Genomic DNA, 24994 nt, shown 5'->3' with positions numbered 1-24994 from the left:
GATTCTGGGGTCGTCGCACGCTTCTGCGTCGATCGTCGTCGGTTCGATTTCGCGCGTCACGCTCGTCGAGGCCGCGTCACCACCACCCGCCTATCGACAAGCCGCGCTTGTTCGTAGGCCTCCCCTAATTCAATGAGCCAATCTCCGATGAATGCCATGGTTCGCCGAACGATTCGCCATCTAGCCATTGCACCGATCGCCTGCGTGGCGCTCTTCCCCAACATCTCCTTCGCCGTCGACTTGCTCACGGAGAATTTCGAAGGCCTGACGCTCAATCCGATCGTCACGTTCGACACGGAAATTCGCAGCCGGGCCGCGTGGACGAAATCGGTCCCCACAGGTCCAGGAACCGAGGGAACCTGGTCGATCGACGACACCGGCATGCCGGCGGGCTCGCTGGGCAACCCGCTGGTCGGCGTCACCGAATTCGAAGGCTGGACGTTCGTCGATCGCGATTGGTGGATTAATACGGCCGGGGACCAGGACCGGGCCAAGTTCGTCAGCGCCAGCGGTAAGATCGCGGTCGCCGACTCAGACGAATGGGACGACTTCGGCACGGGGACGTTGGATAGCCTGCCGGCCGCTGATCGGGATTACGATTCCACGCTCAAGATTTCCGCCATCCCGCTGCAAGGCGTCGCGGCGAACACCGCCAAGCTCTTCTTTCACTCGTCGTGGCGACCTGAAGACAACCAAAAGGCGTCGCTGACGGTGAAGTACAACGATCCCGGCGCCACCGTCATTGAGCTGTTCAAGTGGGCGTCGGTCGAATCCGACCCCAACTTTAAGCCCGACGCCGTCAACGAGGCGGTGAGCATCAACATGCTCAATCCAGCCGGCGCCACGACGGCGTCGCTGGAGTTCCGTTTGTGGGATGCGGACAACAACTGGTGGTGGGCGATCGACAACCTCAATATGTTCACTGGAGCTTCGCCCGCTCAGGATGGCGCGCTGCGGCTCACCATCGACCGGGGAACCGGGCAGGTGAGCATCGCTAACAATACAAACGGCGTGGTGAACTTGCGGGGTTACTCGATCCAGTCAAGCAAGGGAACCCTCGACGAAGTCGCCGCGACCTTCCTGGGCGACGCCAATCCGAATTGGACGATTTTCGACAGCCCTGAACACTCGGAACTGAGCGAAGGCTACATCCCGGACCAGTACGCCATGCCGACGTTCGCGTCGAATCCTACCCTCGGCAAAATCAACCTGGGGACGTCATGGCGCAAGTTCCACGAAGACATTAGCGACATTTCGTTCCAATACTTGATTGCCGGCAACAACACGCCGCAAACCGGCATCATCGAATTCGTCGGCAATAGCAGCCAAACGTTTAATCCTCTCGACTTGAATTTCAACGGATCGATCGAAATCGGCGACTATGCAGCGTTCCTGGCCGGATACAACGTCTCGCTCACAGGAAAGACCGTGGCTCAGCAATACAATCTCGGCGATTTGGACGGCGATAAAAAGCACACGGTAAAGGACTTCTTGATTTTCAAGAGACAATACGATGCGGCGCTCGGCGCCGGGGCGTTCGCCGCGGCGCTGGCGGCGGTTCCTGAGCCGTCGACGGCGGCGCTTGGCATGATCTGCGGAGCGGTGGGGCTCTTCGCCGGTCGTCGGCGCCGTCGTCGGCTTTCCTCTGCAGCGGCCGTGGCCGTCGGCGTACTGATCGCCAGCGCTGCGACGCCGGCGTCCGCCAACTTGCCGCTGCTCGTAGAAAATTTTGAAGGAGTCGTTCTCGGTCCGAGCCCTGACGAAGATCCCAGCAAGCTCGCCGTTTGGAACGGCAGCGGCCCCGCGGGTTGGACCGTCGACCGCACCGGCGTCCCCGGCGTTGGCAATCCCGAAAACGACGGCGTCACCGATTGGGCGGGCTGGGCGTTCGCTGATAAGGATTTTTGGGTCAATGCATCGGGCGACCAAGGCCGCGCCAACTTCACCCGCGGCAGCGGCACCGTGATGATTGCCGATTCGGACGAATGGCAAGACAAGAACGTAGCGCCGAAGGATTTCTATGACACGTTCGTTACGACTCCCGTCATTCCGATCCCAGCGGGAACTCCGGCGGGCAAGATCAAGCTCGCCTTCGATTCGAGTTGGCTGCCGGAAAACCCCGCGGGGCTCGACTACGGCGCCCCGATCGGCACGCTCCACAATCAAACCGCGACCATCCGTGTAAAGTACGGCGCCGGCGCGTTTGCTCCCGTGCTGACGTGGGATTCAACGCCGGCGTCGGGCGTTTACCACGGCCCCGAAGCGCCGGATAGCAACCCCAACACGATGAACGAAGCGATCCTGCTCGACCTGAACTACAACGGCACGGCGACTTCCGTGCAGCTTGAGTTCGGTCTCGGCAAGTCGTGGAACAACTGGTGGTGGGCGATCGACAACGTTCGCGTCTTCGTTCCCGCCGAACCTTCCATCCTCCGCGTAAACACCGCGACGGGGACGGCGTCGATCGTCGGTGGCGACGTCATCAGTACGTCGATCACGAGCTTCGACGTCTCCAGCGCCAACGGCAATCTGGCCCCGACCGGGAACGTTGGGTTGAGCTTCACGAAGCCGAACTCGATCGACGGTTCCGACCCCGATTCGACCGTCGGCAACTCCATTAATGAAACGTGGCAACTCGGCGCCGCCAACCCGAACCAGTTTGCCGAGTTCTTCCTCGACGGCAACTCCGCCTTCACGTCGAGCCGCACCGAATCGCTGGGAAAAATCTTTAACACCGCCACGGCCCCGGCGAATCGAGATCTGCAGTTTACCTACACGACGATTTTCGGCGACGTGATCAACGGCATCGTGCAATACGTCTCGACGCCGGCGAACGCCGACTTCGACGCGGACGGCGACGTCGACGGCGCCGACTTCCTCCGCTGGCAGCGCGGCTTCGGCACCGGGACGACTTTGGCCCAAGGCAACGCAGATGGAGACAGCGACGTGGACGCGGACGATCTCGCGATCTGGAAGACGCAGTATGGCATGACCGGTCTCGCGACCGGGGCGACGGCGGCCGTTCCCGAGCCGGCCAGCATCACGTTGCTGGGCGCTGCCCTCGGCTTAGTCGTCTCCGTTCGACGCCGCTTGAACCGGCGGTTGGCTCCGGCCGCCGTCGCCGCAGCGGCGACGATCTCGACGGTCGCGCTGACGCCATCGGCCGCCGAAGCCCAAGTCGTGCCGGCGCCATTCGTCGATCGCAACTATCGGATGGGCGACGTGGAACCAGGCGCCGCCAACGGCGGTACGGTGAACGTCACCTACGACAGCGCTGGCGCCTCGGGCCAGAACCAGCTCATCGATATGACCGCGTTGAGCAAGACGGCCGTGAAGCCGACTTACGTCACCATTAGCGGACGCCCTGACGGCGGCACTGGCCTGGGCATCCGCCTCAATGCGTTGGCGACTGATCGCAACTTCCTGCGTACGGCGCCGGACGAAGCGCTCAACTTCCCAGAAAAGTCGCCGTCGTCGTTGGACGGCACGCTTCCCAACGGCACGCTCGACTACGCCTACATCAACGATCGCGGCTTCCAGCTATGGGTGCAGCCGGCGGTGTCGGCCGCGGTGCAGCACATCGTGATGGACACGAACAACCACGGCGTCCTGATCAACGCGGCCGGCAAGTTTTCAATGAGGTATTCAAACCTCGACTACGTAGGCCAAACCACCGTCGTGCCGAACACCTGGTACCACCTGATGGTGGTCCGCCCGACGGGTCCGGGCGGCGGCTCGATCCTGTACGTCAACGGCGTGGCCGAGGCGGCTGCCACCGGCCTTTATTTCGGCGAAGACGCCCCGAATGACGAAGTCGATGCGACGAAGCAGGACAACAGCCCGCTGGTCGTTGGCGCCAACACGAGCGAATCCCCCCTCAGCTTGGCCAACAACAGCTACTATCGCGGCATCGTCGACGACTTGGAAATGTTCGTGATGGGCCTCAACACGACTTCAGATCGCGGCGAGTTCAAGTTCGAGCGCGACAACAAGTACGCCGCGTTCTTCAAGCCAACCCACGTCGCCGACCTGACTGGCGACAACGCGATCACGATGGCCGACGTGACGATCTTTGCTAATCACTGGCTTGACGAAAAGAAGCTAACCTGGAGCCAAGCGGGCAATCCCCGCGAGCTTGTGGTCGGCGATCTGAGCACACGGATGATCGGCGACCTGAATTACGACGGTCGGGTCAACCTTTCCGATTGGGCGATCTTGAATCAGGCGAACCCGGCGATGGGCGCCGCAGCGATGGCTCTCATTCAAAGCGTACCGGAGCCGGCCGCCTGCTTGCTGGGGGCGATTTCGCTAGCAGGACTCGTCGCGACGGTCCGGCGGCGCAATCCGTCTGATTGCCGTCGGCGTCGGCCGCAAGTCGTCTGCTGATCTGCGCACGAAATACTGGGGTCCGCGCAGCGAAGTTACTACAACTAGCTACCGGAAACGTTGCTTGGATTCGTCCACTTACCGTCAACAGCTTCAACACACTCGTTTCGACACGGAGCGTCTGACATGGTTTCCTTCTCCCCCTCGCCTCGCCGTCGGCGGTCGACAGGTTTCACCCTGGTCGAGTTATTGGTGGTGATCGCCATCATCGGCGTCTTGGTCGCCCTACTACTGCCGGCAGTGCAAGCTGCTCGCGAGGCCGCGCGACGGAGCCAATGCATGAACAACCTCAAGCAGGTTGGCTTGGCGATGAACAACTATGAAGGGACGCAAAAGCATTTACCGCCTGGTGCGTTGATGAACGAAGGCAGCGCCTGGTCGGCATACTCCTTGCCATTCCTCGAGGGCGGCAATGCCTTCAAGAATCTTAAAATCGGCGACAATAAAAACTTCAATATGCAGTGGGGCCATCAGGGCGGTCCCTATACCGATGCGTCGACGCTGCCTGAGGACGAACGCAATGTTGCAGTTATCGAAAGCGTGGTGCCGGCTTATCGCTGTCCGTCAGTGGCCTTGCCGGAACACCAGCTGGACGTGACTGCCGACCAGTACTGGATCATGAAGCGTTCGCCTGTCTCTTACATCGGCGTCGCGTCGGGACTCGTCACCCAGCAGTATGCCGGCGGCTCCGTCTACTTCCTGAAAGGGCATCCTAAAAAAGGAGACGACCAGGGCTCGGGTGGCGACGGCAACGATTTCTATGACGGCGCCGACGGCGTGCTCTACGGCATCGACAAGGACGACGTCGCTGACAAAGGCGTCAAGTACTCGTGGATCGAAGACGGCACGTCCAACACGGTGATGGTGGGCGAAGCGGTTCACGACTACGTCACGCAGGAAGCTAATGGCGGAGTCGCCGAGAAGAGGGCCGGGAATCGCAAAGATCACTGGTGGGGGGGTAGCGATGACATTGACACCACCCCAGGATCGGACCTGTCAGAGTTTCTCGGCTCAACGGGAGTCGCGCCCAACTACCAACGCGGAACTCCCGAAGAGCATCAGCAATGGTGCACCAACGAAGAGTCGACGAAGTGCCAATCGCTGCAACTAGCGTTCGGCAGCGAACATACCGGCATCGTGCAGATGGTGTTCGTCGACGGGCATGTCGAGCAAATTCAGGATAGCGTCGACGCCCTGGTCTGGAGCAACTACGGCTCGCGGGCCAGTCAGGTTCTGGATACCGGTGCCATCCGCCGCTAGTCAGACGTTAGCATGGCGACTCTCAACGAAAACGCCCCCGGAATCTCCGGGGGCGTTTTTTTGTTGAACCGAATCTCTTAGGCTGCCAGTTGCCAAGATACATAGCGACGCGCGTGCGAACTTCCGCCACGTTGCGTCCGATTGCATCTTGCATGCAACCGCCGGCGTCAACCGCGCGGCGTTCAATGCACCGCTACGGCCGCTACGCAAGAGCCGTGGCAGTCGCCCCGTCGCGCGTGACGACGCTGAGCGCTTGGGCGAACCGCTCGCAGAACTCGTCGCAGGTCGCTTCGGTGTGCGCCATCGACAAGTAGAGTTTCGTTCCCATCGGATTGAGGAACACGCCGCGCTCGAAGAGCTCAAGCATCAGCTTGCGACCGATGCGGGCGTCGAGATGGCGGCTCGTGCGATAGTCGCGGGGCGTCACGTCGGTGAACGCGACCTGGGCGATCGGACCGTCGCCGAGAATCTGAGCCTTCACGCCCTGCTCGGCCAGCACCGACGCCATATTTCGCCGCAGATAGGCTCCCAGGCGATGCAGGCGAGCGTAGACGCCTTCGCTGCGATAGAGCGACAACGCCGCGCTGGCCGCCGCCGTCGAGACCGGATTGCCGCCCAGCGTTGACGCAGTCCACACGTAGCCCGACTGGCCGAGTTGGTCCTCGCAAACTTGCTCCATGATCTGGCGTCGGCCGCCGTAGGCCCCGATCGGCAGCCCGCCGCCAAGCGCTTTGCCGTAAGCAACCAGGTCGGGAATGACGCCGTAGTACTCCTGGGCGCCGCCGTAGGCGAGTCGAAACCCGGTCACTACTTCGTCGAAGATCAGCAACGCTCCGGCACGGTGCACCAATTGCTTCAGCCCTGCGAGAAAGCCTGGCAGCGGCGAAATGCAGCGTTGAAACGGCTCGGCGATGACGCCGGCGATTTCATGGCCGTGGCGTTCTAGAATTTCTGCGACCTTCTCTAGGTCGTTGAACGGAGCCACCAGCGTGTTTTCGCCCGCACCCGGCTCGATGCCAGCCGATGAGCTGACGGACTGCGGAAACTCAGGGGGATCGCTCGGAAACAGGCTGACGACGCCGACGTCGTGCGACCCGTGGTAAGCGCCTTCGAATTTGAGAATCTTCGGCCGGCCTGTGAACGCTCGCGCAAGCCGCAAACAGTACATCGTCGCTTCGGTCCCCGAGGCGGCGAAGCGAATCTGATCGCAGGCCGGACTGACCGCCAGAATCTCTTCAGCGAGTTGGAGCGAAGCGTCCGTTACGTAAGAAAAATTGGTTCCGCGGCCGACTTGCTCGCGAACGGCCTCGACGACCTCCGGGTGAGCGTGGCCTGGCAGCACGGATCCCCATCCCATTGAGAAGTCGATCATTCGCTCGCCGTCGCTGGTCCACAGCTCGCACCCGGCGCCTCGGACGATCACTTTCGACAGGCGAGGCGGGAGATTGAACTCGCCGTTGCAGCCGGCGGGAAAGACGGAAAGTGAACGCTCGACGGCGGAAGGGATCGACATGGCGAACTCACCGGGGGTGACATGCGAAATGCGTCAATTTCTCCCCAGAGTAGCCGCAATCGTCGCGGCAATTGACAGGACAACGCGCAGCGCCTGCGACGCTTTGCGGCTGCAAGCAACCGCCGCATGAAGTTCGTCTCGCGGGGAGACAGTTCGCGCCGCAAACGCCCCTGCGCGCCGCCGCAAACCGGCCTAGCGGGCCGCCTGTTCCTGGCGGTCTTTGCGATGCTGTTTGCGGAACTCCGACGGCGTCGTTTTCAATTCGCGACGGAAGGCCCGCGTGAGCAGCTCCGACCGCTCGAATCCGCACGCGACGGCGATTCGCGGCATCGCCCAAGAGGTGTCGCACAGGAGCTGAACCGCGTGGTCGACGCGAACTCGGCGGATCTCCTGAGCGGGCGAACGCCCCAGGCATTTTCGGAAGCCCTTCTCCAGTGCCCGGCGGCTGATCGGCACCTCGCGGAGAATGTCGGTCACCTGAATGTGGCGATGGCTGTGCTGCTTAATGAAATCGAGGGCCAGCGCCAAAAGATCGTCGTTCACCGCGACAGTGTCGGTCGATTGGCGGGTAATGACGCGCGTCGCCGGGACGTAAATCGGCTCGCGCGGGGCTTCTTCGCCGGCAATCAATCGCGAGAGCAGTTGGGCGGCGGCCCAGCCTACCTGACGCGGCGAGTGGTCGATGCTCGACAGCTGCGGGCTGGAGATCGTACAGCTCAGCAAATCGTGCTCGCCGCCGAGAACCGCCACTTCATGCGGCACATCGATCTTCGCCAAGTGGCACGATTCGGTGACTTGCCGCGCTTGAACGCTATCGAACGCCAGCAGGCCGACCGGCTTCGGCAGCAATTGCAGCCACTCCACCATCCGCGCCAGTTCCGAGGCGGTTGGGAAGAAATTATCAATCCCCGGCTCCGGCACGAAGGCATGGCACGGGAAGGTGCGGCGCCGCAGGGATTCGATGAACGCCTGACCGAAGCGATCGACGTAATTCGGCCGAGTGGTCGACGGGCAGTACGCAAATTGCCGAAAGCCGCGATCGATGAAGTAGTTGGCCGCCAACTCGGCGATATTCTCCTCGTCACAGGTGCAGCGGGCGATCTGCCCTTCGCCGTAGCGGTACCAAGAAACGTTCACCGCCGGAATCCGTTTGGCAATCAGCTGGTCGGCCAGTTCCTGGTTGGTGACGCGGGCGATCACCCCGTCGCCGTCCCAATTGTCGGGGAGAATCGAGCGGTCGTATTTGCCGCGCGGGCCGAGGAAGCACTGCCAATCCTCGTGAGCGTGGGCGTACTCCGCGATCCCCTCGATGAGGCCGGAGCCCCACGTCGTGGCGGTGTCAATCAGCAGCGCAACTTTGGCACGCTTACTCATCGGCGAACTACGACGCGATCCTGCGTCGCCCATGGGAGAAGAAAACCGCCGCCCTCCCATCATCTAACGCGGAACGTCTGTTTTCAACAGCAGGGCGACGCTTTTTGCCTGAAACTCGTCGAGAGAGGAGCTTCATGGAATCTTCGCCGTCGAGCGGCCTCGCCAGCGGCGTCACTTGGCCGTGGCGTGCTCTTCCCGCAGCTTGCGGATCGCTTCGAGTTCGGCATTCTGACGTTCGAGGTCGTCGATTTTTCCCTGGACTTCGGCAACCTTCGCGTCGGCCTCGGCGGCGCCTTGGCTTTGGGCGGCAAGCGAGTCGCTGAGGGTCTTGAGCGCCGCCTGAGCCTCGGCGACTTGCTTCTGGATGGCGGCGAGTTGCTCGGCAGCGGCGGCGGCGACGCCTTCTTGCTTGGCAACGTCGGCCTGGGTTGCCTTCACCGTCTCGCGAACGGCGCCGGCGCCCGTTTCAGCGACGACGAGTTCCTGCTGGGCGGCGCTAAGCTGTTCGATCATCGCCGTCGCTGCTTTGTCGACTGCAGCTTTCTCCGCGGCTACGGCGGCCAAACGCTGTTCGGCATCGACTAGCTGGGCGGCCTTCTCGGCTTGCAATTTGGTTTGGCTTTCAGCTGCTGCGCGGGCGTTGGCGAGCGCCGCTTCGGCAGCGGCAACTTGCGATTGGACGGATACGAGCCCTTCGCTCGCGGCTTGCGCTTCAGTGCGCAGCTGGCCGACCTCGGTTTCGACGGCTGCCAAGCGAGTTGCGACGGTCGGCGGATTGGGATCGAACGCCGCCACTTGGGCTCCGTCAGCAGCATTGAGCACCCGCACATTGCCGCGCCAGTCGGAAGCGACGACGCGGGCGCCGTCGTGCGTAAACCGCGCGGCGAGGCCGAGATCCTCGAGCGTCGTCAGGTCGCGAATATGGGCGCCATCGGCCTTCCAGAGTTTTACGACCTGATCGCGGCCAGTCGTCGTCAGATCGCCTGCTGCCGAGAAACGGACTGAAGCAACGCCGCCGCCGTTAGCCGCCCAGCTTTTGATCTGCTGAGCGTCGAGTTGCCAGAGCCGCACGGTGTCGTCCTCGCTGGACGACGCAACGACAGCGCTATCGCCGCGCCAGGAAACACTGGTGATTTGCTCGGCGTGACCGCGGAGGTCGCCGCGCTCGCGGCCGGTCTCGGCGTCCCACAGCAGCAGGCCGCCGCTACGGTCGCCGGTGACAAGGAATTTGCCGTCGGGGCTGAATTCGAGGGCCGTGATCCAGTCGGTATGCTTCGTGATCTCGTAAGCGAGCGAACCGTCGGCAACGCGGTAGACGCGAACTACCTTGCGCGGTCCGCCGATCGCAATGAGACCGTGGTCGGCGCGAAGGTCGGCGGCAATCACGGCGTCGAGTTCGTCGCCGACGGCGGTCAGCCGCTTGCCAGTTTTCACGTCATAGAGGACGGCCAAGCCACGAGCGGCCGATTCGCCGCCGGCGGCAAGCAACATGCTTCCGTCGCGACTGAACTGCAGGACGAACGGCATCCCCTCGACGAACGGCAGCACGCCGAGGTGCTCGCCTGAGTCGGTGTTGTAGAGCGAAATTTGGAACGGAGCGCCAACGGCCGCGACGGGCGCCCACGGACTGACGGCGAGCGAAGTTGCCGCGCCGCGATGGTCGGCATGAAGCACCGGCTCGCGCAGCAGGCCTTGCGGCATCGCTGGCTCACCGGTGGGACGATTGTCGGCCGAAGGCGTGAACGCAGCGACGGCGTTTTTCTTCGGCGCCCGCTTTTGCGAATCGCCCTTTTCCAGGAGGCCCCCTTCGATCCACTTACGAATCATGTCCAACTCGGCGTCGGGGAGCTTCGCGCCGCCGGGCGGCATCGAGGGGGAAATCTCGTGAGTTACCATCAGCCAGAGTTGCGAGCTGCTGAGATCTTCAGCGAAGAGCACCTCGCCGCTGGCCCCGCCGGTCATCGCGTTGGCGTACGAATCGAGCCCGAGGTCGTTCTTCTTCGTATCGGGCCCGTGGCAGGCGAAGCAGTGCTGGCGGAAAATCGGCTGAATGTGATCGGCATAGGTGATCTTCTCCGCGGCATCGTCGGCCTGCGAAAGGCTAGCAAAAGCAGTGCAACAGCCGAGGGCGATCGCGCTAACGACAGCTTTTCGTCCGCGGTTCAAAAACAGATTCATTCGTAAACTCATGACTTTAGTTGCTCGTAGCGGTCGATCAGTTGCGGAGGTGCTTTTGAACCGCCAAGGACGCCAAGGAAGTACGGGGAGTTGACCGCGAATCGCGCGAATCTCCGCGAATAACGTCAGCCTGTTTCTTCCGCTCTTTCTCGATTCGCGTCAATTCGCGTGATTCGTGGTTCCTATATTCACTAAGTCTATCCGCCGTGTCCGTCGTGCCGTCGTGATTGAATTCAACGGCATCCCCTTGGCGCTCTTGGCGTCCTTGGCGGTTGGTCTTCTACTAATTACTTGTTAAACAAAAACTCGCGTGAATTAAGCACCGCCCAAAACACGTCCTGCAACTCGCCCACGGGCTTCTCGCCGGCGCCGTAAAGTTCTGCCAGCCGCGTCGCCTCCGCCGCCGTCGGCTTGCGGCCGAGACAGCGGAGGTAAATCTCGTCGACTACTTCGTTTGGCTGCTTGCCGCCGTCGAGCATCGTCTCCACCAGCTTGCCTTGCACGATTTTGTCTTGCACGGCCGAGCCGTTTAACAGATGGAGGGCTTGCGAGAGGGTCGGCTCGCTTTTGGCCTCGCACGCGCACACAGTCACCCGCGGCGCTCGACCAAACGTCGTGAGGAAGTAGGTGCTCAGACCGCCGTCGGCGATTTGCACCGCACGGGCGCCCATCGGCAGGCCGGGATACTTTTCGGGGGCTTCAGTCACGGCGCAAAGGCAATCGAGCAGCACCTCCGCCGGAATGCGGCGCACCTGCGAGCGGGCAAAGTTCCGGCTATCCGTGTCGTTCGTCTCGTTCGGTTGCGACGAACGCTGGTACGCGTGGCTGTTGCAAATGTCGCGAATCAACTGGCGAAGGTCGTACTTGTACTCCACCAGCTTGGCGCCAAGCTTCGCGTGCAGCTCCGGGTTGCTCGCCGGGTTGCTCACGCGCACGTCGTCGACCGGTTCGACGACGCCGACGCCCATGAAGTGGGCCCAGACGCGGTTCGCGACGTTCACCGCGAAGTAGGGGTTCTCGGGCGAAGTGATCCACTCGGCGAGCACAACACGGCGGTCGCGCGTCGAAACGTCGGGCTCGGCGGCGCCGAGAAACTTCGGCTTCATCGGCCGACCGTCGACAAGGTGCGTCGCCTCGCCGCCGCGCTGGTCGAAAATGATCGTCTCGCGGTAATCTTCCGCCGTCTTACGACCGATCTGCGCGAAGAACGCCGTGAACGAGTAGTAATCGTCCATCGTCCAACGATCGAACGGATGGTTATGGCATTGGGCGCATTGCAACCGCGTGCCAAGGAAAATCTGCGCGACGTTTTCGGCAGTCTTCTGCGTCGTTTCTTCAATTTGGTAGAAATTGACCGCGGGGCTAGAAAACGAGCCGCCGCTGGCGCCGAGCAGGTTGCGCACCATCTCGTCGAGCGGCACGCCGTTGGCAATCTGCCGCGTGATCCACTGCGAGTAGAGGAACATCGGCTTGTACTCGATGCGGTTCGGCACTGTTTTGACCATCAACAGTTCCGACCACTTGAGCGCCCAAATCTCGGCGAACTCTTTGCGTTCGAGCAGTTCGTCGATTTTTGCCGCCCGTTTTTGGGGGCTGGAGTCGTTCATGAAGTGCTCGTACTCGGCGCGGGTCGGCAGCTGGCCAGCGACGTCGAGCGAGACGCGGCGGAGAAATTCTTCGTCGCTGCAGAGATCACTTGGGTTGATCCGCATCGTACGGAGTTTGGCCCCGACGAGTTCGTCGATGTAGTTGGCCGGCGCCTCCTCCTTCGGGACAAACTCCACCCCTTGCGGGAGCACCAGCGTTTGGCTGCCGACGGTGTGCGTATCGAAGCGTGCCATGACGAACGCCTCGCCGCGAGCGCCGGCAGTCGCGAGGCCATTGGCGTCGATCGCCGCGGACGATTCGTTGTTCGACATGAACAACGCGAGGTCGCCGACATCTCGCGATTTGCCGTCGGAGTAGTGGGCCACGGCGATGTATTGCTGCTTGACGCCCTCCCCTTCCATGACGACTCGGGGCGGGAAGATGTCGACGCGCGTCACCGTCGGCGCGGCGGCAACGTCGCTCTGGGCGCCGGCGGCGACCCAATCGCGGAGCGTCTTGGCATAGACGCTATCGGGCTCAAATAGCTTGCCGCCGGTGTGAGGCACTTGCCCGACAACCTTGGTGATCAGCAAGCTCTCCTCCGGGATGCTCACGCTGACGCGGCGCACGGCCTGCTCGCGCGTGATACGGAAATGATCGCCGGCCGGATCGAAGCCGAACAAGCTGAGCCGAAAGCCGTCCTTACCGCGGGACGAACCATGGCAACCGCCGGCGTTGCAACCGCCGCGCAGGAAGATCGGCATCACATCATGACGGAAGCTGACCGCGGGATGCTCGGCGACGCCGGCCACCTTCACCGGCGCCTCGGCTTGGTGCGTGCCGTAGGCGGCGCGGAGCACAGTCGCTCCGTCGGCGACCGGCAGCAGCCGCTTGCCTTCCAACCGAGCGGCGCCATCGACCGCCCAGTCGACTTGATCGCTCACATCGAGCGTCACGCCGTTGGCGCGCGTGGCGACGGCGATCACGCCTTGGTAATCGTCGCCGTCGTCGAGCACGATTTCGGGAGGATAGACAGCGAGGCTGACGACGTCGTTCACGAGCGCAGGCTTGCCGGCAGGCGCCAAATCGCTCGGCGGGGACGAGGTCTTCGCGCCGACGGCAAAGCTCGCCATCGCCGTGATGAGCCCACAAATTAAGAACGTCGCTGGAATCTTCATGACGCTTCTCCTGTCGCAGGAGTTCCTTCTTGAGCGGTTTGCGGCGGCGGCAGCGGGGCGTCGATCCGCAGTTCGCCGGTGCCGACCGTGTGGACCACTGGTTCGTCGTTCTCCATGACGGTGACGACGCAGTAAAGTTGCTTGTGATGGCCGACCCGCGCATCGGCGGCGACTTGCAGCGGGAACTTCACTTCGGTCGAATCCTTCGTGATTTCCTGCGGCTGCGTCGTCACGCCCGGCGGGAGGCCGACGAGTTCCACCTTCGCGGCGCCGTTGAATGGCGTCGCCTGCGTGATGCCGATGGCATAATCAAGCGACTTGCCCTGTTCCGTCGCTACGGTCGGATAAGCCATCGCGAGATACTGCGGCGCGATCTTCAGCGTGGCAAATTCCGACGCCGTGCGGACCGTGCCATTCACGTCGGCCTCGGCGACGACGATGATCTTCCAGTCGCGCGGCCAAGCTTGCGGGTTGGTGGTGAGCGGAATCACCGCTTCAGTTTGGCCTGGCTCGATGCCGATCCCCTGATGCGACGATAGTCCCGGCGGATCGTAGAGCATCCGAACGGCGATGCGGCCGTCAAAGCCGTCCTTCTTTTCCGCAATGACCTTCAAGTCTTTCGAGCCGCTTTGCACGAGCGGCGCCTTCGGCTCGACGATCTTGATCGAGAACGGCAGCGGCTGCGCCACCGCGACGGCGCCTTGCGTAGCGTAGTGGCTCCAAACGTTCACATTGTTCGAGCCGCGAATCAGCCACGTCTGCTGACGGAAGCGGTTGAGCACCGGCTGCGACTTGTCGGTGAGTTCGGCGGTGACGGTCGTCAGCTGGCCCGCGAGGGGCGCTTCGGGCGTCGCCTTGAGCAGCACCGGTAGGCGGTTGTAGTCGCCGGTGAGCATCACCGTCTCGTGCGTCACTCCCTCGGGCAGAGCGCCGAAGGCCACGTTGAGATCGCCGCCGAACTCCGCGCGATTGGCCGTGACCATCACCGCCGCGCGGCCTCCTTGCGGGACGACGACTTCGGTTGTTTCAAACTGACTCCGCTCCTCAAGCACGATGTCGACGGCGAGCCGCGGCTTCGTGATTTCCAGGCGGTAAGCGTACGTCGAGCCGCCTTGGTTAAGTTGGTCGACGACGTCGGCGACGTACTCGCCATCCTCAGGGGCAGTGAAACGAATGTAGCTGTCGGGCCGTCCAGCGTTGTCGTCGGAACCGGCGAGTTCTTCGCCGCTCGCTTTCCGCACGCGGAGAATCGCGTCGAGGGGCGACCGAATCTCGCGGGCGACGATGTTCATGTCCCACACTTCACCCTTCTTCGCAGCAAAGCGGAACCGATCGAGGTCGCCTGCCTCGCCGATCACGCCGCAGAACGCAGCCGGGAGTTCGCCGCGCGTCGCGCTGTCGAGCTCGTGATTCGGCTCGGCTTCGACAACGTTCGGCAGGTCGACGACTCGCAGCGGCAGCCCGGTCGCGGCGGCGCCATTCTCGTCCTCGGCAGCGAAACGGAAATCGAGCGGCGGCGTCTCCGGCAGCTTTACCTTGGCAACCTTCTCGCCGAGCGGATCGCCGAGCAGTTTGAGTTCCACTTCCTCGCCCGGCTTGCCGCCGCCGGGAAAGGCGACGGTCGGCCGCGGAAATTTGCCCACATGCAGGCGGTAGGTCGACGCATCGTCGCCGCGGTAGGAAGTTTCGCGCATCTCGACGATGTACTTACCGGTCTTCGGCGCGATGACGCTGCAAAAGCCATCTTGCAAGAGCAGCGGTGCGTCGTCGCTGGCCGCGACTTCAAATCGTTCTTCATCGAGAATCGCAATCGCCGGGTCGAAGAAGGTTCTGCCGAGCCGGAGGCCTTCGACCTCGACCGAAATCCGCTCGCCCTCTTTCGCTTCGACGACGAAGTAGTCGACGTCTTCATTTGTGATGACGCCGTTCACCACCGAGCCGAGGGCAATCGGCTGCGGTTTTTCGAACTCGGTGTTCGGCTCGGTCTCGTTGATTTCCGGCAGCGTCCCAACATGGAACGTGCGGAGGTTAGTCAGCCCCGTGGCCGTGCGAACGCGAATGCCGTGGATGCCGGGCTGGCAATCGGCCGCGATCGCAAACGTCGCCTTCGCTTGGTTGTCGTCGATCCGTTCGATCGACTTCAGCTCGATGCCCGGATCGTAAAACAACACCTGCTGCGGCTCTTGCCCGACGCGGCCGCCGATGAGCGTGACGGCGACCTCCGTGCCGCGCTGCCCCCCCTGCGGTTGCAGGTGGTCAAGCCGCGGCGAAGCCGCATTCACAGCCGTCGCCGTCGCAATGCCGCAGACCGCGACGATAAAACCCACAGACTTGGTCATGCTCGCCCTCAATACAAAAGGACGAACTCGCGCGGCAATGCATCGAACGAGCCGCCGCGCGGTTCGATGCTAGGCCAACAGTTCTTTGCGGACTTTGCCGCCGTCGACGATTTCGATTGGTCGATCGCCTGGCGCCATCAGTTCCTTCGCGGCTGCGATGCCGAGTTGGTTGTAGACGGTCGTCGCCAAATCTTCAGGCGAGATTGGGCAATCTTCCGGCTCCATCGCCGTCGGGCCCGACGAACCAATGACGGCGCCACGCTTCGTGCCGCCGCCGGCCAGCACGACGCTAAACACCTTCGACCAGTGATCGCGACCGGCCGTGCCGTTGATCTTCGGCGTGCGGCCGAATTCAGTGGTCACGAGCACGAGCGTCTTGTCGAGCAAGCCGCGTTCGTCGAGATCGGTGATCAGCGCGGCATAGCCTTGGTCGAACGCGGGCAGCGATCCGCGCACGCCGGCCATGATGTTGACGTGGTGATCCCAACCGCCGTACGTGAGCGAAACGAAACGGGCGCCGGCTTCAACCAAGCGGCGCGAGATCAGCATCCGCTGCCCCGCTTCGTGGCGACCGTAGCGATCGCGCATCTCCGGCGTTTCGGCGTCGATGTTGAACGCCTCTTGCGCTTTCGGCGAGCCGATGAGATCGAACGCCCGCTCGTAGAAGGTGCTCATCGCGGCGACGTTGTCGGCCTGCGTCTTCTTGGCGAAGTGTTCGTTGATCGACTCGAGCGCGGAGAGCCGACGCTGGTAGCGAGCCTGATCGACGCCTCCGGGCAGATTCAAATCGCGCACTTTGAAACCGGCACGCGCGGGGTCGTCGCCCAAACTGAACGGCGCGTACGACGAGCTCAAGTAACCAGGCCCCGCGTACGGCGTCACCGCATTCGGCACGCAGATGTACGGCGGCAAATCGTTGCGGGGGCCAAACTCGTGGCTCACCACGCTACCCATGCTGGGGTAGAGGAGCGCGGGGCTCGGACGGTAGCCGGTGAACATGTTATGTTCGCCGCGCTCGTGGGCCGCTTCGCCGTGGGTGAGCGAGCGAACGACCGTCAGTCGGTCGGCGATGTTGGCCGTCAGCGGCAGCAGTTCGCTGAACGACTCGCCGGCGATTTTGGTCGGGATGGCCTTCAGCTCGCCGCGGTACTCCAGCGGGGCGAAGGGCTTGGGGTCGAACGATTCCTGCGCGGCGATGCCGCCCGGCAGGTTGATGTGAATGATGCTCTCAGCGACGACGGGCGGCGTCTCGAATTGATTCTCAGCCGCCTGGGCTTTGCGAATCGCGAAGAAGTCGACGAGATCCAATCCGAATCCAGCGACGCCGACGGCCAGAAAACTGCGACGGCGAAGCGGAGACCTGAGAAGCGCCATACGAACACCCTCCATTGGGGACGGCTGGGGCAAAAAAGAACTCACGCAGAATCCATCACTGGTGAGCTGTAGAGTTCAGGCAGTCGTTGCGGGAAGTCAGCAGTGACGTTTGCCAGTGGAGACTTTGCAGACGACGCGGTAAGTACCTGGAATGGGCGAGGTGATGTGGCGGGAGCGACGCTCGCGATGAGTGGCGGGCGTTTCCAATAATACAAATCAGCTGGCAGCTTAATGAATCGATTTGGGGCTGTCAAAGAACCCATGGAGCGCAAACGCCGCGAACTGTGCAGGTTCCTCGTGGTCGCCAGTCGGAGATTCCGCGGTGTTGCAAGATCATCTCCAGCGGCGAAGATGGCCGAGGCGCGAACGCATAGCAGGAACGATCGTTAGATTTTAGCGATATCTGTATAGCTGTTGCGATTTGAGGCGATAGCGATTGGCAGCCTCTGTCGATTTGCGCATGCACGCAGACGAATCAGCGCTGCAGTGCCGCGCCGCGCGACGCCAACAACGAGTTTGCTGGTAACTCCAGCGAGACGATGCAGCAACTGGCCGTTTGCTCCGTTCAAACCAGATGTGTCGCCAGCCGCCGCGCGGAAGCGGTAGACTTCACCTAAAACCCCTCCATTCGCACCGCGTCGCGATTCGATATCGACAGCAGGTCGCCTCCGCGAACCCGAGCAGCGCGACCAATCGCGGGCGAACTAGTCTCCCCTTCCGCTCATTTCAATCGCTATGACCGACTTCGGAATTCCGCCGCGAGCCACCGCCGACTTTTTATTTCGCAACAACACGCCCGATCCGCTTCTTTCAGGAAAGACGCTGCCGACGTTCAAGTTTGAACTCGAAGCGACGACGGGCCGCGTCGATAACGGCAGCTTCGGCAAAGAAGCGACCGTCGAGCAGCTGCCGATCTCGAAGGGGATCGCTGGCGTCTCGATGCGGCTGGAGCCGGGCGTGACGCGCGAACTCCACTGGCACGCCACCGCAGCGGAGTGGGCCTTCGTGTTGGAAGGTCGCTGCCGCACGACGCTCGTCGATCCCGCGGGCAACTCCGAGACTGACGACTTCGCGGCAGGCGACGTCTGGTACTTCCCACGCGGGCATGCCCACTCGATCGAGTGCCTCGGCGACAAGCCGTGCCACTTCATTCTCATTTTCGACAACGGCTACTTCAGCGAGTTCGGCACGTTTAGTATCACCGACTGGCTCGGCCACGCGCCGAAGGAACTGCTGGCCAAAAACCTCGGCCTCGACGCGCAGGACTTCGCCGGCATTCCGTCCACCGAAGTTTACTTTATCCACGGCCAGCAACCGCCGGCGACGCCCGCTCCGCCGCTGCAAGCGGCAGCGAATGTTAGCAAGTCGACGCACAAGTACGCGCTGCTCTCTGAACCGCCCCACTCGGTGCACGAAGGGGGTCGCGAGTGGCGGCTCGGCGCCGATAAGTTCCCGATCTCGCAAACGATCACCGGCGTCGTGCTCGATCTCGATCCGGGTGCGCTCCGCGAACTCCACTGGCATCCGACCGCCGACGAATGGCAGTACGTCATCTCGGGCGAGGTGAGCGTCACCATGTTCGGCTCCCATGGTCGCTTCCGCACGGAGACGCTCCAAGGAGGCGACGTCGGTTACATCCCGCAAGGGTACGGCCACTCGATCGAGAACACCGGGACGACTCCCGCGCGGCTGTTGATCGCATTCAATACAGGCGTCTACGCGGCGATCAGTATTTCGCAATGGATGTCGGGCAACCCGGCGTACTTGCTAGCCGACCACTTTGGCAAGCCGCCGGAATTCTTCGCCAAGTTCCCGCAAGGCGACGTGTTCATCGCCGGTCGTTCGCCCGCCATTACGAAGCCGTAATTAGCAGGGACGCCGAGGGGGAGATTGGCATCTGATATGCTTAGCAACTGCTCAATGTTCTCTATCACTTGTTTCAGGAGTGACTCAATATGACCACGGCTACGAAAAACGCCCCGACGGCCGGCAACCGCGCCACCCCGATCACCAACCAGAAGGCCCACGAAATCCAAGCCTTCGGCCACGTCGTGGCGATGCCGCTCGCACTGAGCGAGAAAGTCCGCAAGCAAAGCGTCGACAACCTTAACCAGTTGCTCGCCGATACGATGACGCTGCGAGACATGTACAAGAAGCACCACTGGCAGGTCTCAGGGCCGACGTTCTACCAACTCCATCTGCTGTTCGATAAGCACTTCGGGGAACAGTCGGAGATCGTCGACACGATTGCCGAGCGGATCATGACGCTCGGCGGCTTGAGCGTTGCAATGGCTCACGATGTGGCCGAAACGACGACGATTCCGCGTCCGCCGAAAGGTCGCGAAGAGGCCCCAGTCCAGATCTCGCGGCTGCTGCAGGCCCACGAGATCGTGCTACAGCTCAGCCATACGATCGCGAAGGAAGCGGCCGACGCCGGCGACGACGGCACGAACGATATGGTCGTCGGCGGCGTGATCCGGCCGAACGAACTGCAAGCTTGGTTCCTGGCGGAACACCTCGTCAACATGCCGCTGGCGGTTGCCGACAGCGGGGGTTGATCTAAGGGAAAGTTACAGCAAGCAGCCCGCCGACGGCCGCTTGAACCGCGCCGACAAGAAAATAAGGACCGGCGAGCTAAGCTCGCCGGTCCTTTTTTGTTTTAATCACGACGCCGACCGAGACCAAACATTTGCCTCGGCGACTAGAAACGTGCCAACCGATTCCGCCAAGGCTAGGCGGTCCGACGGCGAGCGAAAGCGAGCCCCATCGCGGCAGGCAGCAGCAGCGCCAGCGACGCCGGCTCCGGCACGACGTCGACGAACGTGCGGAATACGCCGCTGGTCGTCGGCGAAGTCACCCAATCGGGATCCAACGTGCTTGTTTCCCACAGGCTGCCGCCCATGTACTTGGGATAGGGCGGATCGCTGATGTGCAGCATCGACGGCACGATCCACTGGTAAGCGACTTGCGGATCAGTGGTTCTGACCGACACGGCCAGCACGTCGCCCGGCGTCACGGCAACGCCGGGAAACTCGAACCGAGTCATCGGGCCGCCCCAGGGGGTGTAGTCGCCGATGATTCCCGGGATTTGACTGATCGTGGGAACCTGCGAGGGGAGCAAGGAGGCGGAAGCCAGCACGGTGCTCGTCGGCTTTCCCGCAGCCGTCGTTCGCAACTCCACCTGCAGCGGTTGCGTGGCGGATGTGTTCACGAGATACATCTCGACTGCCTTCAATTGGCCCGCCACGCCGACCGTAAATGTCTGAGCTTGCTGTGATTTATACTGCCCGCCAGTAATAAAGGTCATCGATCCGACCTTGCCGAGCGCTCCCGGATTGTATTCCTGGTCGAGCACGAGCGCTGCGAAGGCGTTCGTCGATGCCAACGCGAGAAGAAGACTCAAAGCTGCAGTTCTCATGGAGCGGCCCTTTCCTATTCCTGAAAAGCGGATCACCAGACAGCCCAGATAGTAGTGGATTTGACGATCGTTTTCAACTCTCCTTTTTCTCAAGAGAAACCAGACAAAAACAGTCGGTGATTAAACAAATCCTGCCCGCCGTTGCTTGGCGCCCCGTTTTACAACTCGAGGGTGCAACTGTTCAGTACGATCCGGCCTTGGTGGGGCCGCGTTTTCTCGCGACTGGCGTTGGTCCGCGGTGAAAACTTACGACTCTCGCTCCGCACTCGCCAGGAAGGCGATGCCAGCCAGCAAGAGCGCCGCGGCAACAAACCACGGCCCAAGACCGACATATCCGACATGGGTCGCGAAATCGTCGGCCCCCCAGCGGGTCGGAGTGTCGCCGGGATACCAGAGTGCGAATGCGTATCGCGAAAGAAATGAAAACAGCGCCAGCGCGCACATCGAGATACCGGCAGCTCGTCGGTTCATGGCAAACGACCTCCATTGAAGGCAAGCGGCGCGTCGGTCAATCGGCAACGTCGGTAGGCGAGAACATCTCACGCAGCGTTTGGATCTCGCCCCGCACGAAGATGCGAGCGACGTTCACAAGTTCGTGCTCGACGCCGTTGATGATAATCGGCGCCTCTTCGATCGACGAATCGTCGTCGAACGCTTCGAGCGCGACGGCCAAAGCCGCCTCGAACTCCTGCGCAGAGATGCCAAGATCTGCCAGAGCTTGAGGGATCGGCTCGAAGGTGAGCTCGATTTCAGGAGTAGGTTCTTCAGGCATGTCCAGATTCTAACGGCTGGCGAGGCTGCTCCGACAAGTCGACCACGAGCCTCGCCGCCCCGGCTCGACTGCCACGAGAGTGCACTACAAACGAGAAAAGACGGAATCGATTGCGGCCAGTTAAGCGTAAAGGCCGCTTTGCCCCGTCCGGGCAAGCGGCCTTGGTTGCGTTACAGATTCACGACTTACGTCGAAGCGGAGGATAACGGGTTCGAACCGATGACCTTTTGGCTGCTAGACGAATTCCGCGAACCTGTTTTTAGGCGTTTTAATTTGGCTTTACGGCATTCTACAGCCCCCTGCCCCGTTTGCAAACCATTGCACGCCATTTCGCTGCTTCTCGGGGCAATAGCGGAAGTGGAGTCTGTGGTATCATTCGCAAACCGGAATTTTACGTTTTGGAAATTGATGTAGTCGTCGCCGCGCGGTGCCATTGGCGGGCCTCCAGGGGTTAAAGAGAAACAAACACGAGATGGTCCGAATTCTGTTGACTCGACATTTCAGACCGCATATGCTCAGCTGCAGTAGACCGTGGGGGAACAACACGGGAGCTACAGAGGCAATGCGACAACTACTCTTCGTTCTCTTAGTGGCCCTTTTGTCGTCGGCGGCCTTTGCGACACCGTATGCTGAGTACAATCCAGCGACTGGTGACGTAACTCTGAAAGAACTCAACGGCCTCTTCGAATTCCAGTTCAACTCGAAGAACGGATTACTCAACAAGACGATTGCCGGACAATCGCCACACTACTCGCCGACCAATGCCGTGGCGCCGGTTGTCAGCGACGCTTACGTTAATGGGCCGGGCTACATCCTTCGGTGGACGCCGTCGCCGGGTGAGACACAGTTGAATTTCGACTCGCTGACGATCTTGCACGCCGTTCAGCCATTCACTCCGCACTTGAACGAACTGCAATTCGCCACACGCTTCTCGGGCGATCGCGGACTTTTACTACGCGAACTTCGCGTTGTCCCTGAGCCGTCGACGATCGCAATTCTTGGCGTTGGCCTGCTCGCCCTCGCCGCCCTCCGCGGTCGCGCGTAGCGTCCTTCGTCTGTCTCCGGGTCCCGCTCACATCGCGGGCCTCTCGAAGGCTTCCCTGCTCGACGTTAATGAAAATGGGCTAATTCAATCCCAGTTTCTCTACACGATTCTCGGGATTTCAGGATATTAGTTTGCGGAGAACTCTCGCCGCCGCTATTCTGACGTCATGGCTCCCTGCCGGAACGGGGAGACGACTTTTCAGTCGTACTTCGGCACCCTTTGATGCGCTCTAAGGAACTGCTCCATGCTGCACTCCACTATCAATCGTCGCTTGGGAACGGCTCTCCTACTGGCCGTGATCACGTCCACTGACTTCGGAGCCTCAAGTCTCCGCGCCGATCAAATCGACACCTTTGATGACGCGACAAGCTTCAATCTAAGCCCGACTTCGACGACCCCTTCTGGGCTGAATATTCCCGTCACCCTCAACCAAACTGCTGCCGACGGAATTGATCCTGCCGTTACGCTCGGCGGAGAACGCTTCATCTCGATCTCGGGCGGAGGATTTTTGGATCTCCCCACAGTTCGGAAGCAAAGCGGTGAGCATTCGATCTCCTTTTCCTCAGCGAGCCGCTTGGGCTTCAAAGAAGCGAGCGTTTTCTTGTTGGATTATGGCCGCACTACCCCCCTGACTGACGGTTTGGGCGGAATCGACTTCGATGCCCAGTGGGACAATGTGACAGTCGGCGTCACATTCGCCCGCTCCAACAACTTTCCCGCTGTCTCAACTGGATACCTAACAGTCGCATTCGAGAGCGGCGACCATGCAGGTGGCACGATCCGCACCGGCTCTATTACGAAAACGTTCACTGCTGCCGGCGACTTCGCTTTCGCCTTCAATGAACTCGGTTACGCTGGCGTCGATTTCAGCGACGTTACTCAGGTAACGGTATCGATGAGAGAAGGCAGTCTTGATGGCGCCCGTTTCACCATCAGTGGTATTTCACGAGAGGCCGTCCCCGAGCCCGCGTCAATCGGACTGGCCAGCGTTGCTATCGTGAGCTTCGCCGCCCTCCGCCGCCGCCAATAACCCCGCCGCGGCTCGCCCTCCTTCACGGTGCGTTCCTTCGTGACTGCCGTCCCCGAACCATCGCTGTTTTCGCTGGCTCCCGCAGCAGCGATCGCGATGGGATTGACGCACCGCAGAGTGAATGCCCGCGACTGAGCCTCATAGCGCTACCCCGCAGCGCCGCCCCTCGCGCAACCCGCCGGCGGCTGGCCTGATTCTGTGCGCCAATCGCCGTAGCCGCACCGCCGCGCAATCTGTGCGACCCATCTTTTCAGACCTCCGCGGTGACGATTTGCAACGTCCCGCGGTTGCTTCTTGGCATCATTTTGCACAGTAGGCTTCTATACAATTGTCCCTCTTCTCTCATTCTTTTCGCGTGGCAGCAAACATGGCCGTAGCACTTGTCATGGGCGGAACCGGAAATCCAATTCCCTCAGCGGATTACGCGGATTCGGCGCGTGACCGATATATTACTGGCCCGCCGACAACACTCTCAAACCCAGAGGATGGACTACTCTTTTCCCCGACTAGCCCCTTCCCAGATCCACGCTCGACTCCGCAGTCGTCGCCCAACGACGCCGTCACCATTAGCCCAGAGGCCCAGGCGGCGGCCGATGTGCTCGACCCCGTAGAGTCGTAGCGCTCAACGGGCCGATCGACGCCACCGAGCCGGCGGCGATCAAGGCAATGGCGAAGGCCTCGTTCAACGCGGCCGGGAAAGCGATGACTGCCGCTCGGGAGGATACGCGGAAGCGGCTGGCGGCAATTAGCTTAGCCGACCGGCCGGCGGCGAGAGGTTCATCGTTAATGGCCTCCTGCGGGCGACTCGCTCCTCCGGCGCGCCCTGCTACCAGTTGTGATTGCGCACCACTCCAGGCAACGCATCATCAAAGGCTTTCGCCAGAGCGTTTGAATGATTCCGTGCGAGGCGTCGAGCCTGTGAATCGTCCATCGAGCCACTGAGTAGTTTGACAACGGCATCCAGCTCCAGAGTGCAGCAGGCAGTCACCACGGCTGCATCGCAGTCGTCTTTGCACTCGAAGTCAAAATCGCGTGCTAAATTAAAGACGCTCACGCACGCCGATTTTGTTCTATCCAAACGCGTGCGATCGCTCGACGCACCCACGCAATAACTCGCGACGCCGATTGCTCTCATTACGTAGTAAGCAGGTTTATGCGAATCATCTTGCTCTGATTCGGGAAGCGATTCTAGTTTCGCTAAGTAGTTCTCGTTAAGAATCTTTTCGTCACCGACTCCAAAGATGTCGACGATCTCGTCAAATGCGGCAGTAGTCTCACGCGCGCCCCACTTGTGAACAACTGGCGACACTGCGCCAACACAGAAATAACAGACTGCAAGAAGACGCGATTCATCGAACCTATCGAGAGCGCCGACGATTCGATCGAAGTCATCTGCCATATGAACTTTATTCGACAAGTGAGATTCAGAGCCGGCCACTCTACCGCCCCCGCTCCCCGGCCGCAAATTGTTCCGCGGCATCACGCCTACTTAGCAGCTGCCTTACCCCACAGGTAGATGACGTTCCCCAGCAGAACAAAG

General features: G+C 61.5%; 16 protein-coding genes. 6 read left to right on the top strand and 10 right to left on the bottom strand.

Annotated elements, in window-relative coordinates:
• The first annotated feature begins 156 nt into the window (after nucleotides 1-156).
• Together PLANPX_RS11185 and PLANPX_RS11180 are read left to right on the top strand one after the other, a co-directional pair.
• Nucleotides 157-4386, top strand: coding sequence for a PEP-CTERM sorting domain-containing protein (locus PLANPX_RS11185; protein WP_172991992.1), 4230 nt, complete (start codon nucleotides 157-159; stop codon nucleotides 4384-4386).
• Nucleotides 4387-4512: 126 nt separating this feature from the next.
• A complete protein-coding gene (locus tag PLANPX_RS11180; RefSeq protein WP_152098812.1) occupies nucleotides 4513-5646 on the top strand; it encodes a DUF1559 domain-containing protein in 1134 nt (377 codons plus the stop codon).
• A 202-nt stretch (nucleotides 5647-5848) separates the two neighbouring features.
• On the opposite strand, the gene PLANPX_RS11175 is transcribed toward PLANPX_RS11180, so the two are convergent.
• The 6 genes from PLANPX_RS11175 to PLANPX_RS11150 form a co-directional block, all read right to left on the bottom strand.
• Nucleotides 5849-7159: an aspartate aminotransferase family protein gene (locus PLANPX_RS11175; protein WP_152098811.1), complete on the bottom strand. Its 1311-nt coding sequence runs from the start codon at nucleotides 7157-7159 to the stop codon at nucleotides 5849-5851.
• A 192-nt stretch (nucleotides 7160-7351) separates the two neighbouring features.
• Entirely contained in the window at nucleotides 7352-8533 is a 1182-nt protein-coding gene (locus PLANPX_RS11170) for a xylose operon transcription regulator XylR (protein ID WP_172991990.1), read from the bottom strand.
• A gap of 171 nt (nucleotides 8534-8704) precedes the next feature.
• Nucleotides 8705-10711 (bottom strand): c-type cytochrome domain-containing protein, encoded by a 2007-nt coding sequence (locus tag PLANPX_RS11165; RefSeq protein WP_172991989.1) that lies wholly within the window; start codon nucleotides 10709-10711, stop codon nucleotides 8705-8707.
• 287 nt (nucleotides 10712-10998) lie between these two features.
• Nucleotides 10999-13476 carry a DUF1549 and DUF1553 domain-containing protein gene (locus PLANPX_RS11160; protein ID WP_152098808.1) on the bottom strand — a complete coding sequence of 826 codons (2478 nt, stop codon included), beginning with the start codon at nucleotides 13474-13476 and terminating at the stop codon, nucleotides 10999-11001.
• Entirely contained in the window at nucleotides 13473-15815 is a 2343-nt protein-coding gene (locus PLANPX_RS11155) for a PPC domain-containing protein (protein ID WP_152098807.1), read from the bottom strand. Before PLANPX_RS11155 ends, PLANPX_RS11160 begins: the two co-directional genes overlap by 4 nt.
• A gap of 69 nt (nucleotides 15816-15884) precedes the next feature.
• A complete protein-coding gene (locus tag PLANPX_RS11150) occupies nucleotides 15885-17189 on the bottom strand; it encodes a DUF1501 domain-containing protein (RefSeq protein ID WP_152098806.1) in 1305 nt (434 codons plus the stop codon).
• 735 nt (nucleotides 17190-17924) lie between these two features.
• On the opposite strand from PLANPX_RS11150, the gene PLANPX_RS11145 reads away from it, so the two are divergent.
• On the top strand, nucleotides 17925-19055 hold the full coding sequence (locus PLANPX_RS11145; protein ID WP_152098805.1) for a cupin domain-containing protein: 1131 nt from the start codon (nucleotides 17925-17927) through the stop codon (nucleotides 19053-19055).
• Nucleotides 19056-19144: 89 nt separating this feature from the next.
• The gene (locus tag PLANPX_RS11140; protein ID WP_152098804.1) at nucleotides 19145-19747 is read left to right on the top strand and encodes a Dps family protein; all 603 of its coding nucleotides are present in this window, start codon (nucleotides 19145-19147) and stop codon (nucleotides 19745-19747) included.
• 173 nt (nucleotides 19748-19920) lie between these two features.
• Here the strand turns inward: PLANPX_RS11140 and PLANPX_RS11135 are convergent, their stop codons facing one another.
• The 3 genes from PLANPX_RS11135 to PLANPX_RS11125 form a co-directional block, all read right to left on the bottom strand.
• Nucleotides 19921-20607 (bottom strand): PEP-CTERM sorting domain-containing protein, encoded by a 687-nt coding sequence (locus tag PLANPX_RS11135; RefSeq protein WP_152098803.1) that lies wholly within the window; start codon nucleotides 20605-20607, stop codon nucleotides 19921-19923.
• 246 nt (nucleotides 20608-20853) lie between these two features.
• Entirely contained in the window at nucleotides 20854-21078 is a 225-nt protein-coding gene (locus PLANPX_RS11130) for a hypothetical protein (protein ID WP_152098802.1), read from the bottom strand.
• Between the two features lie 37 nt (nucleotides 21079-21115).
• On the bottom strand, nucleotides 21116-21379 hold the full coding sequence (locus tag PLANPX_RS11125) for a hypothetical protein (RefSeq protein WP_152098801.1): 264 nt from the start codon (nucleotides 21377-21379) through the stop codon (nucleotides 21116-21118).
• A 562-nt stretch (nucleotides 21380-21941) separates the two neighbouring features.
• On the opposite strand from PLANPX_RS11125, the gene PLANPX_RS11120 reads away from it, so the two are divergent.
• Entirely contained in the window at nucleotides 21942-22424 is a 483-nt protein-coding gene (locus tag PLANPX_RS11120) for a PEP-CTERM sorting domain-containing protein (protein WP_172991988.1), read from the top strand.
• A 244-nt stretch (nucleotides 22425-22668) separates the two neighbouring features.
• Complete coding sequence (locus tag PLANPX_RS11115) at nucleotides 22669-23454, top strand: PEP-CTERM sorting domain-containing protein (protein ID WP_152098799.1); 786 nt, start codon at nucleotides 22669-22671, stop codon at nucleotides 23452-23454.
• A gap of 826 nt (nucleotides 23455-24280) precedes the next feature.
• Here PLANPX_RS11115 and PLANPX_RS11110 read toward each other — a convergent pair.
• Nucleotides 24281-24853 carry a hypothetical protein gene (locus tag PLANPX_RS11110; RefSeq protein ID WP_152098798.1) on the bottom strand — a complete coding sequence of 191 codons (573 nt, stop codon included), beginning with the start codon at nucleotides 24851-24853 and terminating at the stop codon, nucleotides 24281-24283.
• Nucleotides 24854-24994: the final 141 nt, after the last annotated feature.

The organism is Lacipirellula parvula (assembly GCF_009177095.1).
Taxonomy (GTDB): domain Bacteria; phylum Planctomycetota; class Planctomycetia; order Pirellulales; family Lacipirellulaceae; genus Lacipirellula; species Lacipirellula parvula.
This window is presented reverse-complemented; position numbering and strand designations above follow the sequence as displayed.